The organism is Rhizobium sp. Pop5, assembly GCF_024721175.1.
GTDB lineage: Bacteria > Pseudomonadota > Alphaproteobacteria > Rhizobiales > Rhizobiaceae > Rhizobium.
In genome coordinates, this window is the sequence record NZ_CP099402.1 from 576398 (window position 1) to 592925 (window position 16528).

At 60.5% G+C, this 16528-nt stretch carries 14 protein-coding genes; 9 read left to right on the forward strand and 5 right to left on the reverse strand.

Translation table 11 applies throughout. The features are described 5' to 3' along the window. Window positions 1–72 precede the first annotated feature (72 nt). From NE852_RS32650 to NE852_RS30735, 5 genes are read right to left on the reverse strand one after another with little or no spacing between them, the layout of a single operon-like run. A complete protein-coding gene (locus NE852_RS32650; protein WP_008523047.1) occupies window positions 73–1857 on the reverse strand; it encodes an amino acid ABC transporter permease/ATP-binding protein in 1785 nt (594 codons plus the stop codon). 39 nt (window positions 1858–1896) lie between these two features. After that, a complete protein-coding gene (locus NE852_RS30720) occupies window positions 1897–2460 on the reverse strand; it encodes a GNAT family N-acetyltransferase (RefSeq protein ID WP_258156993.1) in 564 nt (187 codons plus the stop codon). Further along, window positions 2457–3656 carry a M20 aminoacylase family protein gene (locus NE852_RS30725; protein WP_008523058.1) on the reverse strand — a complete coding sequence of 400 codons (1200 nt, stop codon included), beginning with the start codon at window positions 3654–3656 and terminating at the stop codon, window positions 2457–2459. The genes NE852_RS30720 and NE852_RS30725 overlap by 4 nt, the downstream gene beginning before the upstream one ends. A gap of 16 nt (window positions 3657–3672) precedes the next feature. Next, window positions 3673–5022, reverse strand: a complete 1350-nt coding sequence (locus tag NE852_RS30730; protein ID WP_008523060.1) for an LLM class flavin-dependent oxidoreductase — start codon at window positions 5020–5022, stop codon at window positions 3673–3675. 24 nt (window positions 5023–5046) lie between these two features. Then, window positions 5047–6039, reverse strand: a complete 993-nt coding sequence (locus tag NE852_RS30735; RefSeq protein ID WP_008523062.1) for an LLM class flavin-dependent oxidoreductase — start codon at window positions 6037–6039, stop codon at window positions 5047–5049. 469 nt (window positions 6040–6508) lie between these two features. On the opposite strand from NE852_RS30735, the gene NE852_RS30740 reads away from it, so the two are divergent. From NE852_RS30740 to NE852_RS30780, 9 genes are read left to right on the forward strand one after another with little or no spacing between them, the layout of a single operon-like run. Beyond that, window positions 6509–6931, forward strand: a complete 423-nt coding sequence (locus NE852_RS30740) for a ParB N-terminal domain-containing protein (RefSeq protein WP_008523063.1) — start codon at window positions 6509–6511, stop codon at window positions 6929–6931. Further along, on the forward strand, window positions 6928–8292 hold the full coding sequence (locus tag NE852_RS30745) for a Y4yA family PLP-dependent enzyme (protein ID WP_008523064.1): 1365 nt from the start codon (window positions 6928–6930) through the stop codon (window positions 8290–8292). Before NE852_RS30740 ends, NE852_RS30745 begins: the two co-directional genes overlap by 4 nt. Before the next feature lie 11 nt (window positions 8293–8303). After that, window positions 8304–9314: a cysteine synthase family protein gene (locus NE852_RS30750; RefSeq protein WP_258156995.1), complete on the forward strand. Its 1011-nt coding sequence runs from the start codon at window positions 8304–8306 to the stop codon at window positions 9312–9314. Next, on the forward strand, window positions 9311–10453 hold the full coding sequence (locus NE852_RS30755) for an NAD/NADP octopine/nopaline dehydrogenase family protein (RefSeq protein ID WP_008523075.1): 1143 nt from the start codon (window positions 9311–9313) through the stop codon (window positions 10451–10453). The genes NE852_RS30750 and NE852_RS30755 overlap by 4 nt, the downstream gene beginning before the upstream one ends. Then, on the forward strand, window positions 10450–12330 hold the full coding sequence (locus NE852_RS30760; RefSeq protein WP_008523077.1) for an IucA/IucC family siderophore biosynthesis protein: 1881 nt from the start codon (window positions 10450–10452) through the stop codon (window positions 12328–12330). The genes NE852_RS30755 and NE852_RS30760 overlap by 4 nt, the downstream gene beginning before the upstream one ends. Then, entirely contained in the window at window positions 12327–13559 is a 1233-nt protein-coding gene (locus tag NE852_RS30765; RefSeq protein ID WP_008523079.1) for an MFS transporter, read from the forward strand. Before NE852_RS30760 ends, NE852_RS30765 begins: the two co-directional genes overlap by 4 nt. Beyond that, window positions 13556–14716 (forward strand): ABC transporter substrate-binding protein, encoded by a 1161-nt coding sequence (locus NE852_RS30770; RefSeq protein ID WP_008523082.1) that lies wholly within the window; start codon window positions 13556–13558, stop codon window positions 14714–14716. The genes NE852_RS30765 and NE852_RS30770 overlap by 4 nt, the downstream gene beginning before the upstream one ends. After that, window positions 14713–15780 (forward strand): iron ABC transporter permease, encoded by a 1068-nt coding sequence (locus NE852_RS30775; RefSeq protein WP_008523083.1) that lies wholly within the window; start codon window positions 14713–14715, stop codon window positions 15778–15780. The genes NE852_RS30770 and NE852_RS30775 overlap by 4 nt, the downstream gene beginning before the upstream one ends. Then, window positions 15774–16526: an ABC transporter ATP-binding protein gene (locus tag NE852_RS30780; RefSeq protein ID WP_037170687.1), complete on the forward strand. Its 753-nt coding sequence runs from the start codon at window positions 15774–15776 to the stop codon at window positions 16524–16526. Before NE852_RS30775 ends, NE852_RS30780 begins: the two co-directional genes overlap by 7 nt. Window positions 16527–16528 lie beyond the last annotated feature (2 nt).

The following is a 16528-nucleotide window of genomic DNA, read 5'->3' on the forward strand; positions in this document are numbered from 1 at the left end:
TAGGTTGTGATTGTTGTCATTCAGCCGGGAGCAGCCCGTCGCGGCCCGGCATTTCGCCAGCGCTGTCAGGCGCTAGAGAACCTTGGCGAGGAATTCCCGTGTTCGGGGATGCTCCGCCTGCGTGAAGACGCGGGCCGGCGGGCCAGCCTCCAGAATGCGGCCGCTTTCCATGAAGACGACGGTATCGGCGACCTCACGGGCAAAACCGATTTCATGGGTGACGATGATGAGTGTCGTGCCGGTACGGGCAAGCTCCTTGATCACATCGAGCACTTCGCCGACGAGTTCCGGATCGAGTGCGGAGGTCGGCTCGTCGAAGAGCAGCACCTTGGGGCGAAGCGCCAGCGCGCGGGCGATCGCCACGCGCTGCTGCTGCCCGCCGGAGAGTTGGCGCGGATAGGCATTGATCTTATCGCTGAGGCCGACGCGGGCGAGCAGCTCCTGCGCCAGTTGCACAGCTTCCTCGCGGCTGATGCCGCGCACCTGGATCGGCGCTTCAATGAGGTTTTCGAGCACGGTCAGATGCGGGAACAGATTGAAGCTCTGGAAGACCGTGCCGATATCGGCGCGGCGTTTGAGAATATCCTTTTCCTTGAGCTCGTAGAGCGTATCGCCGTTCCTGTTGTAGCCGACGAAATCGCCGTCGACGGAGATGAAGCCTTCATCGACGCGTTCAAGATGGTTGATTGCGCGCAGCAGTGTCGACTTCCCCGAACCGGAGGGGCCGAGGATGGCGGTCACGCTGCCGGCGGGGAGGCTGAGTTCGACATCATCAAGCACCTTCAGCGAGCCGAAGCTCTTCGAGATACCGTGGACGCGCACCGCGCCGCCCGCCGCGCGCAGCGCCGCCGCATCCCGGAAGCCGATCTTTCGCACGGTGTCGGTCGCCGTCTCAAAGACCGGCAGCGGACGGCGGAAGCGCTCGAAAAATGCCTGGAAGGGCAACGGTGTCGGGTTGCGCACAGCGCCCTTGGAGAAATAGCGCTCGATATAGTGCTGGGCGACCGACAGCACGGTCATGATGATCAGATACCAGACGGTCGCCACCATCAGCAGCGGAATGACTTCGAGATTGCGGCGGTAGATCACCTGCACCGTGTAGAACAGCTCCGGCAGCGCCAGCACATAGACCACGGATGTGCTCTTGGCCAATCCGATGAGCTCGTTGAAGCCGGTCGGCAGGATGGAGCGCATGGCCTGCGGCAGCACGATGCGGAACGCCTGGCGCCGGCGCGGCAGGCCGAGGGCGGCGGCGGCTTCCAGCTGCCCATGATCAACGGAGAGGATGCCGCCGCGAACGATCTCGGCGAAGAAGGCCGATTGGTTGAGGGTCAGGCCGAGGAAGGCGGCGGCAAAAGGCGTCAGCAGTTGCACCGTCGGATAATCGAAAAGAACCGTATCGGTGAAGGGAATGCTGATCCTGATCGTTTCGTAGAGATAGCCGAGATTGTTGAGGATCAGCAGCAGCACGATCATCGGGATCGAGCGCAACAGCCAGATGTAACCCCAGGAAAGGCCCGAAAGCAGCGGCGATTTGGAAACGCGGGCGAGCGCCAGCGCCGTTCCGAGAATGGAGCCGGAAACGGCGGCAAGCGCGGTCAGGAGCAGCGTTCTGCCGAGACCGACGAGCACCGGCTCGGCAAAGAACCATTCGGCAAAGACGTCCCAACCCCAGCGCGGATTGGTGAAGGTGGAATAGAGCACGGCAATGATGACGGCGGCGGCAAAGACCGTGCCCGCCAGCCGTTCGGGATGACGCGCCGGCACGATGCGGTAGCGCGAGTAATCCTGCTTCGGTTCTGCCGCCCTGTTCCTGCTGTCGGGCGCAATGCCCGCGAAATCCGTCGTCAGTGCCATTCTTGCTTCCCTTTTATGGATTGTCGGTCTTTGCCGCTTTCAAAGATTTGCACCCGCCACGCGCAGGCGCGGTTCGGCCCGTTCGGTTTCGAAGACCGGCGAAATGAGATGGGTGATGTCCTTCTCGAAAGGCAGGCTCTTGTAGATCTCGGGATCGGCCGCCGTGTCGAAGAGCGCGGTGTAGCCATAATTCAGATAGAGACCGACGGCCTCTGGCTGGCGGAAGCCGGTCGTCAGATAGACGCGGCTATAACCCTGACGGGCGGCCTGAGCCTCGAGCTCCACCAGCACCTTTCGGGCAAGGCCCTGGCGGCGCAGATCCGAGCGCGTCCAGATGCGTTTGAACTCGGCCGTACCATCGTCGTAATGCTTGAAGGCACCGCCGCCGATGGTTTCGCCGTCCCGGATCAGCAGGAGAAAATTGCCTTGTGGCGGCGCGAAGGCTTCGGGGGGATAGCGGTTCAGTTCCGCCGCAGCGCCTTCGGCGTTGAAATAGGTGCCGTAACGGCTGTCATATTCGTGGATCAGCTCATCAATCAGCGGCTGAGCGCGGGGATCAAGAGGGGTCGTGTAGAGAAACGTATCGCTCATGTCGTTCGTCACCCGTTGTCATCAGTGAGGAAGGTTTCGGCGAGCCGGACCCAGTAGCGGGCGGCGGGCGCGATGATCGCGTCGTTGAAATCGTAGTGGGCGCTGTGGAGAGGCGCGCTGTCGCCATTGCCGACGAAGAGGTAGCTGCCGGGATTGGCCTGCAGCATGAAGGCGAAATCCTCGCTTGCGGTTCTCGGCCGGAAATCCTTCTCGACCGCGGCAAGACCGAGTGCGTCGTAGGCGACATCGCGGGCAAAGGCGGTTTCCCTGGGGTGATTGACAAGGGCCGGAAAGCCAAGGCGGTAGTTCACGTCCGCCTCGGCGCCGAAGCTCTCGGCCTGCGCGCGGGCAAGGGCTGGAATGCGCTCCTGCAGCAGCTGGCGAACCGTCTCGCTGAAGGCCCGCATGGTGAGTTTCATCTCCACGCTCTCGGGTATGACATTCGAGGCGGAGCCGGCATGGATCGAGCCGACAGTCACGACCGCCATGTCCTGCGGGTCGACATTGCGCGAGACGACGCTCTGTAGTGCGGTGATGAAGGAGGCCGAAGCCAGCACCGGATCAACGGCGCGGTGCGGTTCGGCGCCGTGGCCGCCCCTGCCGACGATCCTGATGACCGCCTGGTCGACGGAGGCCATGGCGGGACCGGTGACGAAACCGAACTGGCCCGCCGGCACGCCCGGCCAGTTGTGCAGTCCGAAGACGGCATCGACCGGAAAGCGCTCGAACAGACCTTCCGAGATCATCTTGCGGGCGCCGGCGCCAATCTCCTCGGCGGGCTGGAAGATCAGCCGGAGCGTGCCGCTGAAATTGCCGCTTTCGGCGAGATAACGGGCGGCGGCAAGCAGGATCGAAGTATGTCCGTCATGGCCGCAGGCATGCATGACGCCGGGATTGCTGCTGGCATAGGCAAGGTCGGTCGCCTCCTCGATCGGCAGTGCGTCCATATCCGCCCGGATGCCGATCCTCTTCCCGCCCTCACCGCGCCGGAGGGTGGCGACGATGCCGGTGCCGGCAATGCCCGTCGCCACCTCGTAGCCCCAGGAGGAAAGGCGGGATGCGACGAGCTTGCTGGTGCGCAACTCCTGAAACGCAAGTTCCGGATATTGGTGTAGGTCATGGCGAAGCGCGATGATTTCGTCGAGATAGGCGGCGATGCCCTTCTCGACCGGATCGCTGCTGCGCGGATCTTGAGCGATGATGTCCATGGCGGTTCGCCGGCGCTCAGGCGCCGACAGCCTTTCCGGGCTCGACCTGCTCCGAACCCGCCGCATACCGGCTTTCGCGAAAGGGCAGGCCGAGATGATCGCGCAGCGTCTGCCCCTTCAGGACCGGGTCGAAATAGCCGCGTTCGGTGAGGATCGGCAGAACATATCTGGAGAAATCGTCGAGACCTTCGGCGATGACGGGAAAGCCGAGAATGAAGCCATCGGCGGCGCCCTGATCCACCCAGCGGATGATCTCGTTGGCGATATGCTCGGCGGTGCCGATGAAGGCAGTGCGCGGCGTTGCGGAATCGAGCGCGACCTGACGGAGAGTCAGACCCTTTTCACGCGCCGTCCTTTTGATGCGGTCCGTGGTGGCGCGGAAATTGTTCCTGCCGATATCGCCGAGTTCGGGGAACGGCTCGTCAAGCGGGTAAACGCTGAAATCATGGTGATCGAAGAAGCGTCCGAGATAGAGCAGCGCCTCCTCTATCGTGACGAGATTACGGATCGCCTGGTACTTGGCTTCCGCCTCCACGGCTGTCGCGCCGACGATCGGCCCGATGCCGGGATAGATGCCGACTTCCGCGGCCCGGCGCCCGTGAGCGATGACGCTGTCCTTCAGCTGGCGATAAAAGGCCTGCGCCTCTTCGAAAGGACCGCCATTGGTGAAGACGGCATCGGCATGTTTGCCGGCGAGCCTGATACCGGAATCCGAGGCGCCCGCCTGGAAGACGACCGGTTGGCCCTGCTTCGAACGGCCGATGTTGAGCGGTCCCTCGACGCGGAAGAACCGGCCCTTATGGTTGAGGCGATGCATCTTCGCCTTGTCGACGAAGACGCCGGTCTCCCGGTTACGGATGAACGCGTCGTCGTCCCAGGAATCCCAGAGGCCCTTGATCGCATCGATATAGTCCTCGGCGATCTCGTAGCGCAGTTCATGCTCCGGATGCTCGCGGCTGTAATTGCGCCCGGATCCCTTAAGCGGCGAGGTCACCGCATTCCACCCTGCCCGGCCGCCGCTGATGAGATCGATCGAGGCGAACTGGCGGGCGATGGTGAAGGGATCGCTGTAGGAGGTCGAGACCGTGCCGACGAGACCGATCTTCGAGGTCGAGGCTGCCAGCGCCGAGAGAATAGCGATCGGTTCGAACCGGTTGAGGAAATGCGGGATCGACTGCTCGTTGATATAAAGCCCGTCGGCGACGAAGGCGAAAGCGATGCCGGCCGCCTCCGCCTTGCGCGCCGTCTTGACGAAGAAATCGAAATTGACGCTCGCGTCTGCCGGCCCGCTCGGATGCTTCCAGGCATTCATGTGGCCGCCGGGACCCTGCAGCATGATGCCGAACGTGACGTGTTTCTGGGCCATGGGATCAATCCTCCTTGGAAACGGTCAGGCGACGAGTGAAAGGCGCTCCTTGGCGAGCAGCTCGATGGAGGCAAGGCGTTCGGCAGCCGAAAGGGCCGGCGTGTCGAGCACGAACTCCTTGACGCCATAACGACGGTGAAGTTCGTCGAGCTCCTTGCGGATCTGCTGTGCAGTGCCGTGCAGCACGCTCGGCACCTTTTCCTCGATGCGGTAATCGGTGACGCCGGCTTGGCGGGCGAATTCGGCCGCTTGCTCCTCGCTGCCGACATTGACGGTTTGGCCGTTCGGCAGGAACACCTTGACGATGCGCAGGTTGCCGACGCGCTCGCGGGCATAGTCCTCGCTTTCGGCGGCAAAGGCTGCGAGCGCCAGGATCGGGCTCTTGCCGCCGGATGCCCGCTCATAGGCGGCGAAGGTCTTGTCGAGATTATCGGGATCGCCGTTCAGATGGCCGGCGAAGACCAGCTCCCAGCCCTTCTCTGCTGCAAGCTCGGCGCTTTCGACGCTGGCGCCGAGCAGGAAACGTTCGGGAGCCGTCGGCGGGAAAGGGGTTGCGTGGGCGCCATCGTAATTCGGATCTGCGGCGAGATAGATGTTGATGTCGGCAAGCTGGCTCGCGAAATCCGGCTTCCTGGACGGATCGACGGCAAGCTGCAGGGCGCGCGTCGAGAGCGGAAAACCGCCCGGCGCCTTGCCGACGCCGAGATCGACGCGACCGGGCGCAAGCGATGCCAGGAGATTGAAGGTCTCGGCAACCTTGTAGGCGTTGTAGTGTTGCAGCATCACGCCGCCGGAGCCGACCCGGATTCGTGATGTCCTGGCGAGAAGATAGGCGATCAGCGCCTCCGGCGCCGAACTCGCCAGGTTGGACATATTGTGATGTTCGGCGACCCAGAAACGATGATAACCGAGTTCCTCGGCCCGGACGGCAATCTTGACCGTCGCCCGCAACGCGTCGGCGGCGGACAGGCCCTGTTCGATCGGGCTTTTGTCGAGAAGGCTGAGGAGATAGGTCATGACGCCGCGATCCGATCGCTGGTTGCAGTATATAGTCTATAAAATCAGTAGACAAAATTGATTATAAGAAATGGCATTCTCTTTTGGAGGGGTGTTGTGAAAAAGCGGACCGATCAAAGGGAAACGGTTGTCGAAGCCCATCGGTGATTTCGCCGAAGACCGTCATCAATGATCTCAACGGTGCGCAAGTCGCCATTTCGTGCGACGCCAACGAGCTGATATTGCCGGCGGCGGCTCCTGTTTCAGCCTGGCCTTGGCTTTCGCCCGCACGACCGCGGGAAGAACGAACTCAACATCTGCCATCGTGCAGCCCCAGGGCCAGGTCGCAGTAGAAATCGACAGGCAGAATGAAAACCCCTCGTTGACAGAATTGCCATCATCGCGTTAAGGGTGCGATATAACATGAGTACAAGAATCAAGTTTTCAACATAATTTTGGTCAAATAAGACAACGAACGGTGGCTGAAACCATGAAATTCCGTCTGCTATCCCCGCATAAGTTGATTCCCACCGAGGAGACCGATGCACGGAGGGTCGATGAAGTTCATGGCCTCATTTCCACGGCCGGCTGCTGGACAGTACCGATCATGGTGGAGAAGGACGCGCTTTTCGTGATGGACGGCCATCACCGTTTGGAAGTGGCGTTCCGGCTTGGGCTGCGTGCTGTTCCAACCCTTCTCCTCGACTACAGGAGCGTACGCGTCGAAGCCTGGAGGGCCGGCGAGACGATCACCCCAGCCGACATTTATGACATGGCCCGCAGCCGGCAAAAATTTCCGATCAAAACCACCCGCCACATTTTTCTGGATGACCTGCCGGCGTGCGACGTGAACCTTGGCGATCTTCGACAGTGGCACGGGCCACTTGATAATTCCGAGAGGCTCGCCGGATGACGTCCCACATCATCCCGATCACGGAGGCGGAGCTGTCTCCAATTCTCTCTCCTCTTGCTGCTGACATTCTGACCGCGAGGGCGCCGCTCCTGCACAAATGGACCGAGGAATACGGGTCGCCGCTCCATCTCGTGCTTCCTTCGGAGCTCGACTCAAACGTCGAAGCCCTGCGCCGCGTTCTCGACGAACGGGAAGTCGGACACGCGATCTACTATGGTTCGAAAGTCAACAAATCCTCAAGCCTGATGCAGGCCGCACTCGGGGCAGGCGCAGGCATCGACGTGTCAAGTGTTTACGAGCTTCGTGATGCTGTGAAACTGGGGGCTCGGGGCAACGACATTGTGGCGACCGGCCCCGCAAAGACGGCGCAATTTCATGACGAACTCGTCCGCATCGGGGCTCTCATCTGCGTGGACGGTCCGGAGGAACTGACCGACATATCGAAGCGCCTGCCAACCGATGGGGTGAAGCAGCCTGTCCTTTTGCGACTGCAGCCGAAAGGTCATGAGAAAAGCCGCTTTGGCATGGCTGCCGAGAAGATACGAGCCTGCCTGTCGCGCATCGCCTCCGATGATCGTTTCCGCTTCGACGGCATACATTTCCATCTGAGCGGATATCGCTGGGAGGATCGGGCGGTTGCGTTTGAGGAGGCTGTCAAGCTGGTGGAGGAAGCACGCGCAATCGGACTTTCTCCTACGATGATCGATATCGGCGGCGGCTTGCCGGTCCAATATGTGTCTGAGGCGGCATGGGAAAAACATCTGCAGCGCCAAGGCGCCAATGATTTCCGCACCGGCAGAGTTCCGGCTTCCTTCTATCCCTACGGCGGTCCGCAATCTGCGGCGGCGTGGCTTGGCTGCTTTTTGGGTGCGCCACTGTCGTCGGGCCAGACGATCGAGAACTATCTCAAACAGCGCAAACTAACGCTCGCGATGGAGCCGGGGCGATCCCTTGTCGACCAGGCAGCGATTTCAGCTTTCCGTATTACACGCGTGAAGGATCTCGGCGGCGGAAATGGCGTGATTTTCGTCGAAGGCAGCAGTTTCAGCGCCTGCGAAACCTGGTTTGCTTCCGAATTCATGGTGGATCCGATCTTGCTGCGTCAGAACGACCGGGCTCGCGCGGGCCAGGCCTTCCGGGCCTACATAGCGGGACATAGCTGCCTCGATGAAGACGTCCTGAGCAATCGCTGGTTTGGCTTTCCCCAGGGTCCAGAGGCCGGAGACCTTCTCGTCTGGGCCAATACCGGCGGCTATCAGATGGATCTCCTCGAAAACGAGTTTCATCGCCACCCGATGCCCAAGCGGTTGTGCGTAACAAAGAGCGCAGCCGGTGAACTGTCGATCTATCCCGATAACTAGGAGAGGACATCATGCTTCCCACGAATGTGACCCAATTGATTGGGCGCACCCCCGTCATGTCGATCGAGATCCCGAGCCGAGATTCCATCCTGGTATTGAAGATAGAAAAGAACAATCCTGGCGGTTCCATGAAGGATCGCATGGCGCGCAGTATGGTCGTGGCCGCCTTGCAGGACGGCCGGCTTGCTCCGGGAGGTACAATTGTCGAATCCTCCTCGGGAAATACCGGTATCGGCCTGGCGCTGGCGGCGGTCGAGTTCGGGTTGAATTTCATTGCCGTCGTGGATCATCATGCCGCGCCGGACAAGATCCGCATGATGCGCGCGATCGGCGCCGAAATCCGCTACGTCGAAGGGGACTTCAGAGAAGATGAAGTTGCCGTCGTCGCCCGGCAGAGACTGGCAGCGCAGCTCGGCGCGCAACTGCCAGGCGCCATGTTCATGAACCAGTCCGACAATCCTGCCAATCCTGAAGGTTATGCTGACTATGTTGATGAACTGATGGAGCAGCTTCCCGACGGCATCGATGCATTTGTGGGATGCGTCGGCACCGGTGGGTCGATGACGGGCATTTCGCAGCGGCTGAAGCAGCGCTTGCCCACGATCCGCACGATCGCCGTAGAACCCGCAGGCTCCATCGTGTTCGGACAACCGGGACATCCCTATTATCAGTCCGGAACCGGCACGCCGGCCGGCGACGAAGTCGGCAAGGTCCTCGACTACAGCTGCATTGACGAGGGCGTACAGGTTACCGATCAGCAGGCATTCGAAACGGCCCGCTATATTGCGCGTCGCAAGGCACTGCTCGTCGGCGGCTCGACAGGCGGGGCGATCTACAAGGCTCTCGAATTCATCGCTTCCGGCAAGTTGCAGGGGACCGTCGTGACGACCGTAGCCGACGGAGGAGAGAAATATCTCGGTTCGGTCTTCGACGACGAATGGATGGCAAAGCGCGGCCTGTTCGACCCGTCGATTGCCGCTGAGCTCGATGCGTGGCTTTCCGGACAGGCACGCGCGGCATGAAGGTCACAATATGCGGGGCCGGTCGAACCGGCCATCTGAATGCCGTCCTGTTCAAACAACGCGACGACGTAGACGTATCCGTTCTCACATCGTCGACAGATCTCGCCGACAAATGGTCGAGTGGAGAACAGGTCTGGCGGGCGAATTTGCCCGAAGGCGGCGTTCTGGCGGGACGGATCGACCATGTTGGTACCGATCCGCAGACGGCACTCGCCGATGCGGATCTGGTCGTTGTGACGCAGCCTGCCCAAGCGCGACCGGCGCTCTTGCAGCAGATCGCGCCCCATCTGCCGGAAAACAAGCGGGTCTTTGTCGGAGCCATTCCGGGATTTTGCGGGTTCGACTGGCTGGCCGAGACTGCGTTCGGCGATCGCGAGAATATCGCGATCTGGGGGATGAAGGACGTTCCCCATACCGCCTACAATCTCGTCGCGGGCAGCGACGTGCGCATGGGTGGCGCAAAGGCTCAGCTCTATGCGGCGCTTCATCGTCGCGAGGCGGCAGCTGCGAAAGAAGAGTTGTCGGATCTGCTCGGCCGGCTCTATGAAGCGCCGGTCGGCATCCTCGACGACTATCTCGAGATTACGCTGACCCCAGGCAATGCGTTGATGCATCCGGCTGTCCTCTATGGGCTGGTCGGCCCTGGTGCCTCCTGGGAGGAACAGCCCTTCGATGGGCCGATCTGCTGGTGGAGCGATTGCCCGCGCACGGGCGCGGAAATGCTGGAAGCGTGCGATGCGGAAAATCAGGCGCTCAAGCACGCCGCCGAAAGGCGCCTCAAGATCGATTTGGCAAGCGTGAAGCCGCTTCGGCAAGAATTGATCGAGGCTTATGGCGACCAGATCGGCGATGACAGCACGATGTATTCCCTGCTGAGAACCAATAGCGCCTACGCCGGCATTCATGCGCCGCTCGTTGCCAACCCGGACGGTCCGGGTCTGGTGATCGATCGGGAAAGTCGCGCCTTTCATGAAGACATCGCTTTCGGTCAGGCGCTCCTCCTGGAAATAGCCAAGCGGCTGGATGTACCGGTGCCCGCGATCGAAACGACCTATCATTGGGCGCGGGCCTATCACGGCAATCTGCCGCAACCTCCTCTGAATTTTGTTCCCGTGACATGGGCGGAGGCAATCGGATGAATGAAAATATCGTCAATTCCTATGCAGGTGAGAGAGATGCGCTCGACCCGCAGCTTCTCCAGCAGGCAAGGCACAACGCCCTGGCCCGCCTTGTGCGATGCCTCCTTGCCGAACGAATTCTCAATCCCGACGCCCTGCTTTGGTCCGCAGATGGGACACAGGCATGGCTTCCGTTATGGTCTGCCAGAAAGGTACTCCATTTCGCAGACTTGCGACGTTTGCCGGCGAATACAATATTGAATGGCGGTGCGATCGAGATCGTCGATGACAGGGGCAGGCGGCGAAGACTGGAAGCGCCCGCCGATCTGGTCGCCGAGATCTCATCGGACTGGTCGGTCGAACCCGCTTCGGATGGGGTTGCCCGCCTGCTCGCCGATATCGAAAACAGCGTGCAGAACGACGCGTTGATCCGTCGTCACCGCCGGGATTGGATTGCGTCGCTGAACCTCGAAATTGCGGCTGGCGGCGACACTGGCCTCATTTCCCATCTTGGGCATACGCGTCCTGCACATCAGGCGGCCATGATGCTGGACCAGTGGGGGTCCTTGGAGGGACATCCTTTTTACCCGACCTGGAAGTCGAAGCCAGGCCTCACGGCGCAGGAGGTCGAAGCCTTGTCGCCGGAATTCGGCGCGCGCGTCAATCTCCGCATCGCTGCGCTGCGGCAGGATTGGGCCTATGTGGAGATGATGCCCCATGTCGACAGCTATAACGGCTGGTTTCGCCACAATTACCCGGAGCTATGGGATGCCTGGGTCAAGGCTTTGACGGAAAGGGGGCAAACGCCTGCGGACTGGCTGCCCCTGCCGATTCACGCCTGGCACCTCGATCATTTTGTCCGCCGGGAATTTGCTGACGAGATCGCTTCCGGCGTGCTTGTGATCGATGGACCGGAGATTGTCACAATCCCCTCCATGTCCTTTCGCACGATGCTGCCGGACCTGGAAGAAGCAAGGCCGTTTGTCAAATTGCCGGTCGCCATCTGGATGACGAGCGAAATGCGGACCCTGCAGGCAAAGTCCATCCACATGGGCCCGAGGCTCAGCACCTTGATTTCCGACATTCTCGCAGCCGATGAAGCCATTGGAGGCGAACTGGAGTTCTTCCGCGAGGAGCTGGGTGCGATCTTCCACCATCCCGAAACGGGCGATGAACATCCGGGCCGTTTCCTCTCCGTCGTCTATCGCGAGGCCGACGGCATCGCACGAAATGACGGTCTGATGCCCGTCACCGTGGCTGCCTTGCTGGCTGCCAGTCCCGTCGATGGTCGGCCGCTGATCTGCGAACTGATCGTGCGCATGGGCGATGATCGACGAGCGGCCGCAGAGTTCTTCCGCAATTATGCCGAGGTCGTTCTCAGGCCGACGATCGCCATGTATCTTTTGTATGGCATTGCCTTCGAAGCTCACCAGCAGAACAGTACCATACTCTTCAATCCATCAGGGCGCCCGCAGCGCCTGCTCATTCGCGACTTCGGTGATGGCCGCAGCTTCGCCCCGCTGTTCGAGACGCGAGGATATCAGCTGAAGCCGTTCAGCCGCGCCGGCATCTTGCCGACCACCTTCAATGACGACATCGCTCTTGTTCGCTCGTTCGTCATCGATGCCTGCTTCGTCTGCCATCTTCATGAAGTAGCGCTTTGCCTGAACGAACATTTCGGGCTCAGCGAAGCATGGTCGATCCTGAGGCAGAAGACGGAAGAAGCGTTTGACCGGGTACGACCCCGCATGCTGTCCGAAGAATTTTGGCTGGAGGAGCGGGACGCGTTTCTCAATCGCCCTTGGCCGACCCGTTCCGTCTTGCGCATGCATCTCGAGCGATATCGTGACTATCGTCTGGAGCATGAACTGCCAAACCCGCTGACAGAGACGCCATGACGGGGACTGTTGCGGTTATACGAGGCTTCGGCCCGGTCTTTGCTATTCTCTTCGGCCTGCAGTTCATCTCCATGGGTGCCATGGAGATGAGCGGTCCATTCTGGCCGTTGCGCATCGAGGAATTGTCGTCGTCAGGCGGAATCTTCGCACTGGCTGGAATCGGCGTCTATGTGTGCCCGATGATCGGCGTCTCTCTTACCAGCGCCCTGTGGGGAAGGATGGGGGACCGGTACGGCAACCGCCTGATGATGGTCAGAGCGCTTGCCGGGCTTGCCGTCACCCAGATCCTCGTTTCCTTTGCTCAGGACGTCTGGCTGATCCTGCTCCTGCGGTTTCTGCAGGGATGTTGCGCTGGCTATATCGCGCCAGCCCAGGCCTATGGCATCCAGATTACGGGCGGCCGCAACCGAGGGGTGCTTCTGACCTGGCTTCAGGTGGCGACCAATGTCGGTTCGCTCAGTGGCGCGTTCTTCGGCGGTCTCATCCTCGACGCATCCTCCTTCACGACGATCAACCTGACGGCGGGTCTCATCTGCGGCGTCTGCGCCGTCGCTGCCTGGGTGATCCTACCTCGGCCTGCGGCAGAAACGAGTGAAGCCGGTCGAGGCCAGGCTCGTCAAAATCAAGCATTCACAGGGCAGGCTGCGGCACCTGTCTGGGGCCTACTGGCGCTGACGGGAATGATGCTTGCCAGCCGAATGGTTTTGCAGGTGCCTTTCGCGCTGTACATGACTGAGGTCTTTCGAGCCCCGCACTGGGTCACCGGCTTCAGCTACGGCCTTCTGGCGCTCGGCTTTGTCGTGGCAGCGCCGCTCTGGGCGCAATTTTTCAACGACCGTCCGGCAAGCTTCATCCTTGGTTGGATGGTCCTTATTGCCGGTGGATGTGCTTTGCTGACCAGTCTTGCCGGCCTGACCCGCTCTGTTGAATATTTTGCCGTGATCTATCTGTTCTGGGGCGGCCTGCTAGGCGGAACGACGCCCATCCTCGTGGCCCTCATGTCCGCAGCCACGGCCGATGGTCGTCAGGGCTCGGTACTGGGCACCGCCCAGTCCTGGCAACAGATCGCATCCGTGGCGGGGATAGCCATCGGAACGGGCACTGCCCAGATATTCGGGCTTACAAGCGTTTACCCTCTCGTGTCGCTGCTTTATGCGGCGTCCCTCTTTACTGCCCTCGGCCTGTGGTTCCTTGCACGCTCGCGCCTACCTGTTGGAGATTCCCTGTGACCTGCCTTCGCCTCTACGCGTTTGCGATAATCCTGTTGTTGACGCCGCTTACCGCTCTTTCTGCCCGCGCTGAAAATGACGCGGTCCCGCAAACGACTGTTACCGTCAAGGATATCGCCGGGCGGGACGTGCAGGTTAAGGTGCCCGTCTCCCGGATGCTACTCGGGGAAGGCAGACAACTCTATCTGATCGCCTCGCTCGACCGAGAGAATCCGCTGGAGCGCGTCGTCGCGTGGCGCAACGATCTGATCGAAGCCGATCCTGCGACTTACAGGCAATATCTCGACAAATTTCCCGAGCTTGCGAAATTGCCGACCTTCAAGGGAAATGAAGGAAGTCTGATCGATATCGAATCGGCGATCGTGAAGAAACCCGACGTGGTTCTTCTCAACCTCGAAGCCAAACAGGCCAATGAAGACGCTCAGTATGTCGAGAAACTCGCATCTCTCGACATACCAGTTCTCTACATCGATTTCAGGCACTACCCGCTTCAGAATGCCGACCCCACAATCCGGCTGCTCGGCAAGATCATGGGGCGCGAGGAGCGGGCAGAAGACGTGATTTCGTTCCGCAGACAGGCTATGGCTCGGGTCGAGGATGTGCTTGCCAAGATGAAGCCGGACCGCCCGAAGGTATTCATCGAACGCATCGGCGGATATACGGAGGACTGCTGCCTTTCATTCGGTGCCGAGAATTTCGGCAAATATGTCGATTTGGCAGGCGGGCACAATATCGGCAGCGATTTCCTGCCCTCGACATTCGGGCAGCTCAGTCCCGAACAGGTGGTCGTCTCCAATCCCGATCATGTCATCGTCACCAGTGCCGATTGGCAGGCCTACGTGCCCGGCGGCCGCTGGATTCCGGTCGGCCCGAATGCAGATCTGGATGCCTCGAGGAAGAAGCTCGAATGGTATACCTTGCGGGATGCCTATGCCGGGACAACGGCGCAGAACAAGCGCAATTTCCACGCCATATGGCATCAGTTTTACAACAGTCCCTATGAATTTATCGCGGTCCAATGGATCGCAAAGTGGCTCCATCCCGATCTCTTCGCCGATCTCGACCCGGACCGGACATTTGCCGAATACCACAAGCGCTTTCTTCCGATCGGCTATCAACCCGGCTACGCCGTCAGCCTCGATACCCAAGCACCATGACCGAAACCGTGACAACCATGGGCCACGTTAATGCGGTCGGCCGCTATCGCCTCGCAAGTCTCAGAAAACATCTTGTGCTTTGTCTGCTGCTTGCAGCCGTTGTCCTTGTGTTTCTCGCAGATATTGCCACAGGTCCAGCCTGGTACGGACTGGACGATGTGCTGAAGACCGTGCTGATACCTGCCGATGCGCAGCCCCAGATGCGCGTCGTGGTCTGGTCCATCCGGATGCCCTCGGCCCTCATGGCTGTTGTCGTTGGAATGGCGCTGGCAACCGCCGGCGTTCAGATGCAGACGGTGCTCAACAACCCGCTCGCGAGCCCGTTCACTCTTGGAATTTCATCCGCGGCAAGCTTCGGTGCGGCGCTCGCTCTCGCTTTTGGCCTGTCCTTCATTCCGGTCGCCGGCGACTATATCGTTGCGGTCAACGCCTTCATCATGGCGCTTGGATCCGCCCTCATCATCCATTCCGTGGGATTGCGGCGGGGAAGCTCGGTCCAAACGATCGTGTTGCTTGGCATCGCGCTGGTGTTCAGCTTCAATACCGCGTTGGCGATGGTCCAGTATTTTGCAAACGATCAGGCTGTTGCTGCCATCGTGTTCTGGACGATGGGCAGCCTGACCAAGGCAACCTGGCCGAAGCTTGCCGTGACAGTCGCCGTCCTGGTTCTGACCATTCCCATCTTCGTCTATCGACGCTGGCAGTTGACAGCACTTCGGCTCGGAGAGGCTCGCGCAGCGTCCTTCGGAATTCCGGTTCGTCGCCTTCGGTTGGAAACGCTCGTGCTCATATCGCTCCTGTCGTCCATTCCGGTCGCATTTGTCGGAACGATCGGCTTTGTCGGACTTGTGGCGCCACATATCGCGAGGATGCTTGTCGGTGAGGATCAGCGGCACTTGCTTCCTGCCAGCGCCATGATCGGAGCCCTGATCATGTCATCCAGTTCCACGGTCGCGAAAGTTCTCGTGCCGGGCGCGGTTTTGCCGATCGGCGTCATCACCGCCGTCATAGGCCTGCCGGTATTCTTTTATCTTATCCTGAAGGGAGGGCGGGAAACGTGGTAGTACTCAGCACAAAAGCGTTGGGGGCGGTTTACGGCACGCGGCCTGTCCTGAGCGAGGTATCATTGCCTCCATGCCACGGAGGAGAAATCATCGCGCTGATCGGAGCCAATGCAGCCGGCAAGTCAACGCTTCTGCGTCGTATAGCCGGAATTCTTCCGGGTGCCGGAGAATGTCGGCTGGCGGGTGTTGACGATCGCGAAACGGCGATCGCTTACATGCCGCAGGATCAGGTGAGCGGAGCAGCGTTGACCGTCTTCGAAGCCGTGCTTTTGGCGCGCAAGCAGACCAGCGGCTGGAAGCTGGCTGACGCAGATCTCCATGAGGTCGAGCGGGCATTGGCCGCCCTGCAAATCGCTGATCTTGGCTCCGAATATGTTTCGGAGTTGAGCGGCGGTCAGCGCCAGCTCGTGGCCCTTGCGCAATGCGTCGTCCGTGCTCCGACGGTGCTGCTTCTCGACGAGCCGACGAGCGCCCTTGATCTCCATCGTCAGTTCGACGTCATGAGGCATGTCAGGTCGCTGGCGAGGGAAAAGGGACTGCTCGTCATCATCGCGGTGCATGACCTGAATCTGGCGATGAAGTTTGCAGACAAGATCGCCATTCTTGCGCATGGAACACTGCATGCTTTCGGCCCGGTCACCGAAGTGCTGACGCCCGGAAATCTCGAGGCGGCATTTCGTGTGAAAAGCCGGCTCGAGACATGTTCGCAAGGCAAGCTTCACCTGATCGTCGATGATGCAGTGTGAAG

Excerpts from the sequence above, each read along its gene's own strand:
- NE852_RS32650 (WP_008523047.1), bottom strand. The coding sequence starts at position 1,857 with ATGGCACTGACGACGGATTTCGCGGGCATTGCGCCCGACAGCAGGAAC.
- NE852_RS30725 (WP_008523058.1), bottom strand. The coding sequence starts at position 3,656 with ATGGACATCATCGCTCAAGATCCGCGCAGCAGCGATCCGGTCGAGAAG.
- NE852_RS30730 (WP_008523060.1), bottom strand. The coding sequence starts at position 5,022 with ATGGCCCAGAAACACGTCACGTTCGGCATCATGCTGCAGGGTCCCGGC.
- NE852_RS30735 (WP_008523062.1), bottom strand. The coding sequence starts at position 6,039 with ATGACCTATCTCCTCAGCCTTCTCGACAAAAGCCCGATCGAACAGGGC.
- NE852_RS30740 (WP_008523063.1), top strand. The coding sequence starts at position 6,509 with ATGAAATTCCGTCTGCTATCCCCGCATAAGTTGATTCCCACCGAGGAG.
- NE852_RS30745 (WP_008523064.1), top strand. The coding sequence starts at position 6,928 with ATGACGTCCCACATCATCCCGATCACGGAGGCGGAGCTGTCTCCAATT.
- NE852_RS30750 (WP_258156995.1), top strand. The coding sequence starts at position 8,304 with ATGCTTCCCACGAATGTGACCCAATTGATTGGGCGCACCCCCGTCATG.
- NE852_RS30755 (WP_008523075.1), top strand. The coding sequence starts at position 9,311 with ATGAAGGTCACAATATGCGGGGCCGGTCGAACCGGCCATCTGAATGCC.
- NE852_RS30760 (WP_008523077.1), top strand. The coding sequence starts at position 10,450 with ATGAATGAAAATATCGTCAATTCCTATGCAGGTGAGAGAGATGCGCTC.
- NE852_RS30765 (WP_008523079.1), top strand. The coding sequence starts at position 12,327 with ATGACGGGGACTGTTGCGGTTATACGAGGCTTCGGCCCGGTCTTTGCT.
- NE852_RS30775 (WP_008523083.1), top strand. The coding sequence starts at position 14,713 with ATGACCGAAACCGTGACAACCATGGGCCACGTTAATGCGGTCGGCCGC.